The organism is Burkholderia aenigmatica, assembly GCF_048627025.1.
Taxonomy (GTDB): Bacteria; Pseudomonadota; Gammaproteobacteria; order Burkholderiales; family Burkholderiaceae; genus Burkholderia; species Burkholderia aenigmatica.
The window spans coordinates 190,374-201,634 of record NZ_CP184469.1 but is presented as its reverse complement, the minus strand read 5'-3'; the positions used below and the strand labels follow the sequence as shown (position 1 = coordinate 201,634).

Sequence of the window (11,261 nt, the reverse complement as noted above, 5' to 3'; positions counted from 1 at the left end):
TTCAGTGCGGGGGTTAGTGCGCGACGGCGGCAGCGCCGTGCTCGTCGATCAGGTGGCCCGTGTAGAAACGGTCGAGCGCGAACGGCGCGTTCAGCGGATGCGGTTCGTCGCGGGCGATCGTGTGCGCGAACACCCAGCCCGAGCCGGGCGTCGCCTTGAAGCCGCCGGTACCCCAACCGCAGTTGAAATAGAGGCCCTTCACGTCGGTCTTGGTGATGATCGGGCACGCGTCCGGCGACACGTCGACGATGCCGCCCCACTGGCGGTTCATCCGCACGCGCGAGAACACCGGGAACATCTCGACGATCGCCTGCAGCGTGCTTTCGATGATGTGGAAGCTGCCGCGCTGGCCGAAGCCCGTGTACTGGTCGATGCCCGCACCGATCACGAGGTCGCCCTTGTCGGACTGGCTGATGTACGCGTGCACCGCGTTCGACATGATCACCGAGTTGACGACCGGCTTGATCGGCTCGGACACCAGCGCCTGCAGCGGGTGGCTTTCGATCGGCAGACGCACGCCGGCCATGTCGGCGAGCGTCGTCGTGTTGCCGGCTGCGACCACCGCAACCTTCTTCGCCTTGATGAAGCCCTTCACCGTATCGACGCCGACCACCGCACCGCCTTCGCGGCGAATGCCCGTCACCTGGCAGTTCTGGATGATGTCGACGCCCGCGCGGTCGGCGCCGCGCGCGAAGCCCCAGGCCACCGCGTCGTGACGCGCCACACCTGCGCGGCGCTGGATCGACGCGCCGAGCACCGGGTAGCGGCTGTTCAGGTTGATGGTCGGCTCGATCTCCTTGATCTGCGCGGGCGTCAGGAATTCGGCGTCGACGCCGTTCAGCCGGTTCGCGTTCACGCGGCGCTCGGTGTCACGCACGTCCTGCAGCGTGTGGGCCAGGTTCATCACGCCGCGCTGGCTGAACATCACGTTGTAGTTCAGGTCCTGCGACAGCCCTTCCCACAGCTTCATCGCCTTCTCGTACAGCGCGGCCGATTCGTCCCACAGATAGTTCGAGCGCACGATCGTCGTGTTGCGCGCGGTGTTGCCGCCGCCGATCCAGCCCTTCTCAAGGATCGCGACGTTCGTGATCCCGTGCTCTTTCGCGAGGTAGTACGCGGTCGCGAGGCCGTGGCCGCCGCCGCCGACGATCACGACGTCGTATTCCTTCTTCGGTTCCGGGCTCTTCCACTGCTTTTCCCAGTTCTCGTGATACGAGAGGCCGTTGCGGAACAGGCTGAATATCGAGTAGCGGCTCATGTTAGTGATCCTTCGTTTAGCATTCGATGACGTTCACGGCCAGACCGCCGCGCGACGTTTCCTTGTATTTCGTCTTCATGTCGGCGCCCGTCTCGCGCATCGTCTTGATGACCGAATCGAGCGACACGTAGTGCTGGCCATTGCCCTTGAGCGCCATCCGCGATGCGTTCAGCGCCTTGATCGCGCCCATCGCGTTGCGCTCGATGCACGGGATCTGCACGAGCCCGCCGACCGGGTCGCAGGTCATCCCGAGGTTGTGCTCCATGCCGATCTCGGCGGCGTTCTCGACCTGGTCGGGCGTACCGCCCATCACCGCGGCGAGCGCGGCGGCGGCCATCGAGCACGCGACGCCCACTTCGCCCTGGCAACCGACTTCCGCGCCGGAGATCGACGCGGTTTCCTTGTAGATGATCCCGATCGCCGCGGCCGTCATCAGGAATTCGACGATGCCGGCTTCGTTCGAGCCCGGCACGAACTTCACGTAGTAGTGCAGCACCGCGGGAATCACGCCGGCCGCGCCGTTGGTCGGCGCGGTGACGACACGGCCGCCCGCCGCGTTCTCCTCGTTGACGGCCATCGCATACAGGTTGACCCAGTCGAGCATCGACAGCGGGTCGCGCAGCGATTCCTCCGAGCGCTCGCGCAGGCGGGCATTCAGCTCGGCCGCGCGGCGCTTCACGCGCATCGGGCCGGGCAGGTCGCCCTCGACCTTGCAGCCGCGCTCGACGCAGGCGGCCATCGTGCGCCAGATCGCGAGCAGCCCGGCGCGCACTTCGTCGGCGGGACGCAGCGCGCATTCGTTGCGCATCATCAGCTCGGCGATCGACAGCCCGTGCTCGCGGCACTGGCGCATCAGGTCGTCGCCGGTGCGGAACGGATACGGCACCTCGACCGCCGCGCGCACGCCGTTCACGCGATCGCCGTCGCGGTTCACGACGAAGCCGCCGCCGACCGAGTAATACTCTTTCTCGACGAGCAGCTGGCCGTGCTCGTCGAAGGCCTGGAAGCGCATCCCGTTCGGGTGCACGATGCTCGTGCCGCTCATCAGCTTGCGATAGAAGCCGATGTGCTCCTTTTCCTCGAAGCGGACGGTCTGCTTGCCGAGCAGCGACAGCGATTTCTCCGCGCGGATCGCGGCAAGCCGCGGCTCGATCAGGTCCGGGTCGATCGTGTCGGGCAGGTGGCCCTCGAGGCCGAGCAGCACGGCCTTGTCGGTACCATGGCCCTTGCCGGTCGCGCCGAGCGAGCCGTATAGTTCGACCCGCACGCGGCGCACGAACCCGAGCAGGTTCGCGTCCTCCACGTGCGACGCGAAGCGGCACGCGGCGATCATCGGGCCGACCGTATGCGAACTGGACGGGCCGATGCCGATCTTGAACAGGTCGAAGACGCTGACGTTCATCTGGCTTCCTCTGGGTGGGACACACGTGAAATGACGTTGGCGCCAGTACATCAAAGCGTAAAATCGGCCGATAGAACAAAAACGGCATCGGCGTGGGATACCGCCGCCAAGCACCACTTCGGCAGCCCCGAAAGTGCGTTTTGGCGATGGTTGGCGACGGAAAACCACAAGTCGGGCCGGAACCGATCGGCGACGCTGGCTACATCCGCGCCGCCCGGCCCCGCCCGCTTGCCGTACCCGCATTACCCGTATCAACAGACTGAGTGAGACCGCCCGCCCGGCGAGAAGAGATTGGCCGCAATGACAACCGACGTCCCCGCTTTCCCCCTCGCAGAACCCGCGCCGCGGCGTATCCGCTTCGGCATCGTGCTGCTGCCGAACTTCACGCTGACGGCCTTCTCGGGCTTCGTCGACATGCTGCGGCTGTCGGCGGACGACGGCGACTACAGCAAGCCCGTGCGCTGCGCGTGGAGCGTGATCGGCGAGACCCTCGCGCCGGTGCGCGCGAGCTGCGGGATCCAGATCACGCCGTGGGAAACCTTCGACGCGGCCGAGCCGTTCGACTATGTGGTGGTGGTCGGCGGGCTGCTGCATTCGGGCCCCCAGGCGGGCCCCGAGACGCTCGACTTCATCCGCCGCTCGGCGGCAGGCGGCGCGACGGTGGTCGGCATCTGCACCGGCGTGTTCACGCTGATGCGCGCGGGCGTGCTCGACGGGCACCGCACCTGCGTGAGCTGGTTCCACTACTGGGATTTCATCGAGCGCTTTCCGGCCGCCGACCCGGATCTGCTGATCGCCGACCGGCTGTTCGTGATCGACCGGCGCCGCATCACCTGTTCGGGCGGCCGTGCGTCGATCGACGTCGCCGCCGCGATCCTGCTGCGCCACTTCGATCACGCGACCGTGCAGAAGGCGCTGCGCATCCTGCTGGTCGGCGAGATGCAGAAAGGCAATGCGCCGCAGCCGCATCCGCCGGGTCTCGAACCGGCCACGCACCCGAAGGTCAAGCGCGCGATTCTCCTGATGGAACAGCATGTCGGGCGCGCGCTGTCGCTCGACGAGCTCGCGAGCAAGCTGGATTTGTCCACGCGGCAGCTCGAGCGGCTGTTCAAGGCGGAAACGGGCAAGAGCCCGCAGGCGTTCGCGAAGCAGGTGCGGCTGCGCACGGCCGCGTGGCTGCTGACGAGCTCGGATCGCACGGTGGCCGATATCGCATCGAGCTGCGGGTTCGCCGATGCGTCGCACCTCGGGCGCGAGTTCCGCAAGCAGTACGGCGTGCCGCCGGCGACGTATCGGGAACGGGGGGGTGACGTGGCGGAAGCCGGTGCGGCGGCGGAGGATAACGAGTCGCTATCTCAAACCAATCTCATTTCCTCTGACTGACCGCCGCCAACGATTCAGGCTGAATCGGCTGCCGCGACCGATCGGTTTCGGCATTGTGCGAAAGGCAGCCGGTCGAGGAATTCAGTATTCAAATGCCGGTTGAATTCGCAGATGGCCCCGTTTTCTGAACGCGATAAAGGAAGCACTATCGTGTGGCAGACCCTAGCTCATAAGCCTGCTGCACGTCGTCCAGAGACAGAATCAATTTCGATGCTTTCCCGCGCTTGATGACGAACACGTTGTTGTCAAAGTATCCCGCGCCAACCACCGTACCAGGCATCTGAACTTTGGTCGACGTGATACGCAACGTAAGTGAATCGCTTCCATTCGGTGCATCGGGCACCGTCTGGGCCGTATCCACGTACCCATAGCCGGGATCCGACTGGTGCGAAATCACCAACAGCACGTCATCCGGGCCCGGATTGACGTCGGAAGGCATCCGCGCGCTGTCGAGGCTCGCCAATTTGAAGCCATTCATGTCGTCCGGCGAGCGCAAGACCGTCAGGAAGGTATTCTGTTCAAACGCCGTGCTCCTGAGATCACGCTTCGTCGGCTGGCCTTGCGCCGCCTCCTTGATTGCATGAAGCTCGTCGTTCATCAGCGCCCGCACTTGGGCGTCGGCGTCAGGTGGCAATGATGCCTGGGGAACGGATAACGACATGAACTGCGCCGCCGGTGAATAATTGACTGGCGTGTCGTGCCTGCCACACGCCGCCAGCATGAGCCCGAGCGCTATCGGGGCCGCACGAGTAAATACCTGGCCGAATTTGAACGACACGAGCGTCTCCCGAACAATTTCCTTGTTTTTGCGCCATCGAATGCCACGTGCCATCTATTCGATGCAGCGGCTTGACGAACTCCGATGGCAAGTGAATCGAATAAAAGCCGAGTAAAAACCTGATCATATATTCACCGGAATCCAGCGCTTTATACCATGCCGCGATTCAGGGTCGAGCGTCGCGAAACACTCGGCACGGCTCCAATGGAATTGGCGGACTTTCCGAACCGATCGAGCCCATTGAACGCAGACCGTCGGTCCGCTACCAGAAGATCCAGATGGCCGCGTGTCGACCGAAGTGAGGCCGTCGGTCATGCACTCCGGAATTCGCCATTGCCAAGCGTGCACCACTGCCCCATCGCGACTGACACGATTCCTCTGGACCGCCACGCCACGAATGATCGCCGCATGTTTCGCTGAATTGGAACCGGTTTCAATCAACTTGACCGACGTTATCCACCTTTAACCGAGGGTTATCCCGGATGCTGTCGCATCTCCAAATTTGTATGATGACCACATAACCTGACAAACCAGAGCACCATGTTCGAGAAAATTCCCGCCCGTGCGATGAGCGACCATGTCGCGCAGCAACTGCTCAAGCAGATCGAAGTCGGCAGTTTCTCCGCCACCGGCAAGCTGCCGACGGAGGCCGTGCTCGCGCAGGAATTCGGCGTGAGCCGCACCGTGATTCGCGAAGCGATCTCGCGGCTGAAGAACGAAGGCGTGGTCGAGCCGCGCCAGGGCAGCGGCGTGTACGTGAACCAGCACGGCGCGATCCGGCCGCTGCGGATCGACTACGCGGAAGCAGTCGAGGCCACGTCGCTGCCGCACCTGCTCGCGGTGCGGCGCGCGATCGAGGCCGAGGTCGCGGCCGAAGCCGCGTTGAATCACACCGATGAAGACATGGCCGACATCGACGACGCGCTGCGCAAGATCGACGATGCAGTAGCCGAAGGGCGCGACGGCGTCGCGGAAGACGTTGCGTTCCACCGCACGATCGCGGCCGTCACCGGCAACCCGTATTTCCTGAAAACGCTGCAGTTCCTGAACCAGTACCTCGAAGCCGGCGTGAAGGTCACGCGGCGCAACGAAGCGACACGCGAGGACTTCTCGCGCCAGGTGCGCGAGGAACACGCGGCAATCGCCGACGCGATCCGCGCACGCGACCCGATGGCCGCACGCAACGCGGCACGCACGCACATGTACAACGCCGCCCGCCGTCTCGCGGAAGCCGGCATCTGCTGAACCCGGCGGCGGCCGCGCCGCCCCTCTCCCGAATCGATCAAGGTTGACCATGTCACGAAATGTTGGAGTCATCGGCCTCGGCGCGATGGGCCTCGGCGTCGCCCGCTCGCTGCTGCGCGCCGGCCTGCGCGTGCACGCATGCGACGTGCGCGACACCGTGCTGCAGGCGTTCGCCGCCGAAGGCGGCATCGCCTGCAGCACGCCGGCCGAACTCGGCGCGCAGTGCGACGTCGTCGTCACGCTCGTCGTCAATGCCGCGCAGACCGAAACGGTGCTGTTCGGCGAGCACGGCGCGGTCGCGGCGATGCAGCCGGGTGGCGTCGTGATCGCCAGCGCGACCGTCGCGCCCGAATTCGCGGTCGCGCTCGGCGCGCGCATCGAGGCCGCCGGCCTGCAGATGCTCGACGCGCCGGTGTCGGGCGGCGCCGCGCGCGCGGCCTCCGGCGAGATGACGATGATGACGTCGGGTCCGGCCGCCGCGTACGCGGGCTGCGAGGACGTGCTCGCGGCGATCGCCGGCAAGGTCTATCGCCTCGGCGACGCACACGGCATCGGCTCGAAGGTGAAGATCATCAACCAGCTGCTGGCCGGCGTGCACATCGCGGCGGCGGCCGAGGCGATGGCGCTCGGCCTGCGCGAAGGCGTCGATGCCGATGCGCTGTACGACGTGATCACGCACAGCGCCGGCAATTCGTGGATGTTCGAGAACCGCGTGCCGCACATCCTGAACGGCGACTACACGCCGCTGTCGGCCGTCGACATCTTCGTGAAGGATCTCGGCCTCGTGCTCGATACCGCGCGCCGCAGCAAGTTCCCGCTGCCGCTGTCGGCCACCGCGCACCAGATGTTCATGAGCGCGTCGAGCGCCGGCCACGGCGGCGAGGACGATTCCGCCGTGATCAAGACTTTCCCCGGCATCACGCTGCCGCCTGCCCGCTGATTCGACCGACGCCCCTGCCATGACCGCTTCCGCTTCCCGTCCCCTGCTCGGCTGCATCGCCGACGATTTCACCGGCGCAACCGATCTCGCGAACATGCTCGTGAAGAGCGGCATGCGCACCGTGCAGACGATCGGCGTGCCCGCCGACGGCACGCTCGACGCCGACGCGATCGTCGTCGCGCTGAAGTCGCGCACGATCCCCGCGGCCGACGCCGTCGCGCAATCGCTCGCCGCCTACGAATGGCTGCGCGCGCAAGGCTGCCGGCAGTTCTTCTTCAAATACTGCTCGACGTTCGATTCGACCGACACGGGCAATATCGGCCCCGTCGCCGATGCGCTGCTCGATGCGGCCGGCGGCGGCTTCACGATCGCGTGCCCGGCGTTCCCCGAGAACGGCCGCACGATCTATCGCGGCCACCTGTTCGTCGGCGACGTGCTGCTGAACGAATCGGGGATGGAGAACCATCCGCTCACGCCGATGAAGGACGCGAACCTCGTGCGCGTGCTGCAGCGGCAAACGCAGTCGCCGGTCGGCCTGATCCGCTACGACACGATCGCGCTGGGCGCGGCCGCCGTGCGGGCGCGGATCGACCAGCTGCGCGCGGAAGGCGCGCGCTTCGCGATCGCCGACGCGCTGTCGGATCGCGATCTCTACGTGCTCGGCGAAGCGTGCGCGGGCCTGCCGCTCGTCACCGGCGGCTCGGGCATCGCGCTCGGCCTGCCGGCGAATTTCCGCCGCGCGGAGCAACTGCCCGAACGCGACAACGCGGCGTCGCTGCCGCGCATCGAAGGGCTCTCGACCGTGCTCGCCGGCAGCGCGTCGAAGGCTACCAACGCGCAGGTCGCCGCATGGCGCGCCACGCGGCCGAGCTTCCGCATCGATCCGCTCGCGGCATCGCGCGGCGAACCCGTCGTCGACCAGGCGCTCGCGTTCGCGCGCGCGCACCTGCCGCAGCCCGTGCTGATCTACGCGACCGCGACGCCCGACGAAGTGAAGGCCGTGCAGCAGGCGCTCGGCGGCGACGCGGCCGGCCATCTCGTCGAAGCCACGCTCGCGGCGATCGCGCGCGGCCTGCGCGACCTCGGCGTGCGCAAGTTCGTCGTCGCGGGCGGCGAAACCTCCGGCGCGGTCGTGCAGGCGCTCGACGTGAAGTCGCTGCAGATCGGCGCGCAGATCGATCCGGGCGTGCCGGCGACGGCCACCATCGATGCGCAGCCGCTCGGCCTCGCGCTGAAGTCCGGCAACTTCGGCGCGACGGACTTTTTCGACAAGGCGCTGCGCGCGCTGGATGGAGCCGCACGATGAGCGACGAAGCGACACTGCGCGAAGAGATCTGCGTGGTCGGCGCGAGCCTGTATGCGCGTGGCCACGCGGTCGGCAGCGCCGGCAACATCAGCGCGCGCCTCGCCGACGGCTGGCTGATCACGCCGACCGATGCGTGCCTCGGCCGGCTCGATCCGAACGACATCGCGAAAGTCGGCCTCGACGGCCAGCACTTGTCTGGCGGCAAGCCATCGAAGACGCTCGCACTGCATCGCGGCATCTACGCGCGCAACGCCGAAGCGAACGGCATCGTCCACACGCATTCGACGCACCTCGTCGCGCTGACGCTCGCGGGCGTGTGGCGCGACACCGACGTGCTGCCGCCGATCACGCCGTACTACGTGATGAAGGTCGGCCACGTTCCGCTGATCCGTTACCGCCGCCCCGGCGACCCGGCGGTCGCCGCCGAAGTCGCGGCGCTCGCCGACCAGGTACGCGGCGTGCTGCTCGAGCGCCTCGGCCCCGTGATGTGGGGGCCGTCGGTGTCGCACGCATCGTTTGCGCTCGAAGAGCTCGAGGAAACGGCGCGGCTGTGGCTGATGACGCACCCGAAACCCGAGCCGCTCGACGACGCCGCGCTCGACGAATTGCGCAACAGCTTCGGCGCGCGCTGGTAGCGACGCGCCCCACAACGATTCCCATGCCCGCCGTGTGCGCGGGCCCTTCCGTCAGCACACACATGATCCGGCGGCGGTCACGCCGCCGGCAGACAACACCCTGGAGACGACGATGACTGCTCTCGACGCGGCCGCTGGCCGCTCGCCCGCCGCGCCCGCCCATGCCGCGGAACTCGACCGCACCTACAAGAAAGTGTTCTGGCGCATCGTGCCGTTCCTGATGCTCTGCTACGTGGTTGCGTATCTCGACCGCGTGAACGTCGGCTTCGCGAAGCTGCAGATGTCGCAGGATCTCGCATTCAGCGAAACGGTGTTCGGGCTCGGCGCCGGCATTTTCTTTCTTGGCTATTTTCTGTTCGAACTGCCAAGCAATATGCTGATGCACCGGATCGGCGCACGCATCTGGATCGCGCGGATCATGATCACGTGGGGCCTGCTGTCCGCGCTGTTCGCGTTCGTGAAGACGCCGACGCAGTTTTACGTGCTGCGCTTCCTGCTCGGCCTCGCGGAAGCCGGCTTCTATCCGGGCGTGATCCTGTATCTCACGTACTGGTTCCCGTCGCATCGCCGCGCGAAGATCATCGCGGTGTTCATGTCCGCGATTCCCGTGTCGGGCATCTTCGGCAACCCGCTGTCGGGCTGGATCATGGAGCGCTTCCACGGCGGCTCGGGCTTCCACGGCTGGCAATGGATGTTCATGATCGAAGCCGTGCCGGCCGTGCTGGTCGGCATCGCGACGATCCTGTATCTCGACAACAGCATCCGCAGCGCGAAGTGGCTCGACGAGCGCGAGAAGCAACTGCTGGAGGACGAGATCGCCGCGCAGCCGCAGGAACAGCAGAAGCACGGCCATTCGCTGAAGGCCGTGTTCTCGGACCCGCGCATGTGGTGGATGTCGCTGATCTACTTCGCGTTCGTCACGGGCCAGTACGGCCTCACGTTCTGGATGCCGACGCTCGTCAAATCGACCGGCATCACCGATACGCTGCAGATCGGCCTGCTGTCGGCCATTCCGTTCCTCGTCGCGATCGTCGTGATGAACCTGTTCGGCCACAGCGCGGACAAGCGCCGCGAACGCCGCTGGCACCTGATCGTGCCCGCGCTGATGGGCGCGGTCGGGTTTGCGGTCGCCGCGTCGTACTCGCACAATACAGCGGTGTCGATCGTGTTCCTGTCGCTCGCGGCCGGCGGCGTGCTGACCTGCGCCCCGCTGTTCTGGTCGCTGCCGACCGCGTTCCTCGCAGGCTCCGCCGCCGCGGCCGGGATCGCGATCATCAACTCGGTCGGCAACCTCGCCGGTTTCGCGAGCCCGTACGTGATCGGCTACCTGAAGGACGTCACGCACAGCACGGCGTCCGGCATGTACGTGCTCGCCGTGATGCTCGTGATCGGCGCGATCGCCGTGTGGCTCACGCCCGCGAAACTCGTGAACCGCTGATCAGCCGAACCGGCCGCCATTCGACGCGGGGTGCCGTGCGCCCCGCCCCATTCATTCACAGGACCCGCTGCCATGCCACGCTTCGCCGCCAACCTCTCGATGATGTACACCGAGCACGCGTTCCTCGAACGCTTCGCCGCTGCCGCCTACGACGGCTTCAAGGCCGTCGAGTACCTGTTCCCGTACGACTTCGCCGCCGAGGACATCCGCGCGCGCCTCGACACGCACAACCTCGAACAGGCGCTGTTCAACGCGCCGCCCGGCGACTGGGCCGCGGGCGAACGCGGCACCGCGTCGCTGCCGGGCCGCGAGGACGAGTTCCGGCGCGGCATCGACCAGGCGCTCGACTATGCGCGCGTGCTCGGCAACAAGAAGCTGCACGTGATGGCCGGCATGGTGCCGCCGGGCGCCGACCGCGCCCGCCATCGCGACATCTACCTGTCGAACCTGCGGCACGCGACGCAGGCCGCCGCCGCGCAGGGCATCACGATCCTGATCGAGCCGATCAACCAGCGCGACATGCCCGGCTATTTCCTGAGCCGCCAGGACGACGCGCAGGCGATCTGCGCGGAAGTCGGCGCACCGAACCTGAAGGTGCAGTTCGACTGCTACCACTGCCAGATCGTCGAAGGCGATCTCGCGATGAAGCTCAAGCGCGATTTCGCGGGCATCGGCCATATCCAGATCGCGGGCGTGCCCGAGCGTCACGAGCCGGATCTCGGCGAACTCAACTACCCGTATCTGTTCGCGCTGATCGACGCGCTCGGCTACGACGGCTGGATCGGCTGCGAATACCGCCCGAAGGCCGGCACGTCGGAAGGGCTCGGCTGGCTCAAGCCTTACCTGTCATTCAAAGCATTCGAAGAGGGCAACTGA

Annotated in this window: 10 protein-coding genes; 7 read left to right on the top strand and 3 right to left on the bottom strand. The window is 66.4% G+C overall.

Annotated features, from left to right (window positions below; translation table 11 throughout):
• Positions 1 to 13: 13 nt before the first annotated feature.
• Positions 14 to 1,258, bottom strand: a complete 1,245-nt coding sequence (locus tag ACN8ZM_RS17910) for a sarcosine oxidase subunit beta family protein (protein WP_006480591.1) — start codon at positions 1,256 to 1,258, stop codon at positions 14 to 16.
• A gap of 16 nt (positions 1,259 to 1,274) precedes the next feature.
• A complete protein-coding gene (locus tag ACN8ZM_RS17905; RefSeq protein ID WP_043180619.1) occupies positions 1,275 to 2,660 on the bottom strand; it encodes an L-serine ammonia-lyase in 1,386 nt (461 codons plus the stop codon).
• 300 nt (positions 2,661 to 2,960) lie between these two features.
• Between ACN8ZM_RS17905 and ACN8ZM_RS17900 the strand changes: the two genes are divergently transcribed.
• On the top strand, positions 2,961 to 4,043 hold the full coding sequence (locus ACN8ZM_RS17900; RefSeq protein WP_420211917.1) for a GlxA family transcriptional regulator: 1,083 nt from the start codon (positions 2,961 to 2,963) through the stop codon (positions 4,041 to 4,043).
• Positions 4,044 to 4,188: 145 nt separating this feature from the next.
• Here the strand turns inward: ACN8ZM_RS17900 and ACN8ZM_RS17895 are convergent, their stop codons facing one another.
• Positions 4,189 to 4,821, bottom strand: a complete 633-nt coding sequence (locus ACN8ZM_RS17895) for a hypothetical protein (RefSeq protein ID WP_420211916.1) — start codon at positions 4,819 to 4,821, stop codon at positions 4,189 to 4,191.
• A 540-nt stretch (positions 4,822 to 5,361) separates the two neighbouring features.
• Between ACN8ZM_RS17895 and ACN8ZM_RS17890 the strand changes: the two genes are divergently transcribed.
• The 6 genes from ACN8ZM_RS17890 to otnI all read left to right on the top strand — a co-directional run bounded on the left by ACN8ZM_RS17890 (position 5,362) and on the right by otnI (position 11,261).
• Entirely contained in the window at positions 5,362 to 6,066 is a 705-nt protein-coding gene (locus ACN8ZM_RS17890; RefSeq protein WP_011354089.1) for a FadR/GntR family transcriptional regulator, read from the top strand.
• 49 nt (positions 6,067 to 6,115) lie between these two features.
• Positions 6,116 to 7,006: an L-threonate dehydrogenase gene (gene ltnD, locus ACN8ZM_RS17885; protein WP_420211915.1), complete on the top strand. Its 891-nt coding sequence runs from the start codon at positions 6,116 to 6,118 to the stop codon at positions 7,004 to 7,006.
• Between the two features lie 19 nt (positions 7,007 to 7,025).
• Complete coding sequence (otnK, locus tag ACN8ZM_RS17880; RefSeq protein WP_420211914.1) at positions 7,026 to 8,312, top strand: 3-oxo-tetronate kinase; 1,287 nt, start codon at positions 7,026 to 7,028, stop codon at positions 8,310 to 8,312.
• Positions 8,309 to 8,947: an aldolase gene (locus ACN8ZM_RS17875; protein WP_301769302.1), complete on the top strand. Its 639-nt coding sequence runs from the start codon at positions 8,309 to 8,311 to the stop codon at positions 8,945 to 8,947. The genes otnK and ACN8ZM_RS17875 overlap by 4 nt, the downstream gene beginning before the upstream one ends.
• A 112-nt stretch (positions 8,948 to 9,059) precedes the next feature.
• Positions 9,060 to 10,385 (top strand): MFS transporter, encoded by a 1,326-nt coding sequence (locus ACN8ZM_RS17870; protein WP_043180633.1) that lies wholly within the window; start codon positions 9,060 to 9,062, stop codon positions 10,383 to 10,385.
• 72 nt (positions 10,386 to 10,457) lie between these two features.
• Positions 10,458 to 11,261: a 2-oxo-tetronate isomerase gene (gene otnI, locus ACN8ZM_RS17865; protein WP_420211913.1), complete on the top strand. Its 804-nt coding sequence runs from the start codon at positions 10,458 to 10,460 to the stop codon at positions 11,259 to 11,261.

What these genes read in the sequence shown, in the direction of transcription:
- ACN8ZM_RS17910 (WP_006480591.1), bottom strand. Translation starts at nt 1,258, where the DNA reads ATGAGCCGCTACTCGATATTCAGCCTGTTCCGCAACGGCCTCTCGTAT.
- ACN8ZM_RS17905 (WP_043180619.1), bottom strand. Translation starts at nt 2,660, where the DNA reads ATGAACGTCAGCGTCTTCGACCTGTTCAAGATCGGCATCGGCCCGTCC.
- ACN8ZM_RS17900 (WP_420211917.1), top strand. Translation starts at nt 2,961, where the DNA reads ATGACAACCGACGTCCCCGCTTTCCCCCTCGCAGAACCCGCGCCGCGG.
- ACN8ZM_RS17890 (WP_011354089.1), top strand. Translation starts at nt 5,362, where the DNA reads ATGTTCGAGAAAATTCCCGCCCGTGCGATGAGCGACCATGTCGCGCAG.
- ltnD (WP_420211915.1), top strand. Translation starts at nt 6,116, where the DNA reads ATGTCACGAAATGTTGGAGTCATCGGCCTCGGCGCGATGGGCCTCGGC.
- otnK (WP_420211914.1), top strand. Translation starts at nt 7,026, where the DNA reads ATGACCGCTTCCGCTTCCCGTCCCCTGCTCGGCTGCATCGCCGACGAT.
- ACN8ZM_RS17875 (WP_301769302.1), top strand. Translation starts at nt 8,309, where the DNA reads ATGAGCGACGAAGCGACACTGCGCGAAGAGATCTGCGTGGTCGGCGCG.
- ACN8ZM_RS17870 (WP_043180633.1), top strand. Translation starts at nt 9,060, where the DNA reads ATGACTGCTCTCGACGCGGCCGCTGGCCGCTCGCCCGCCGCGCCCGCC.
- otnI (WP_420211913.1), top strand. Translation starts at nt 10,458, where the DNA reads ATGCCACGCTTCGCCGCCAACCTCTCGATGATGTACACCGAGCACGCG.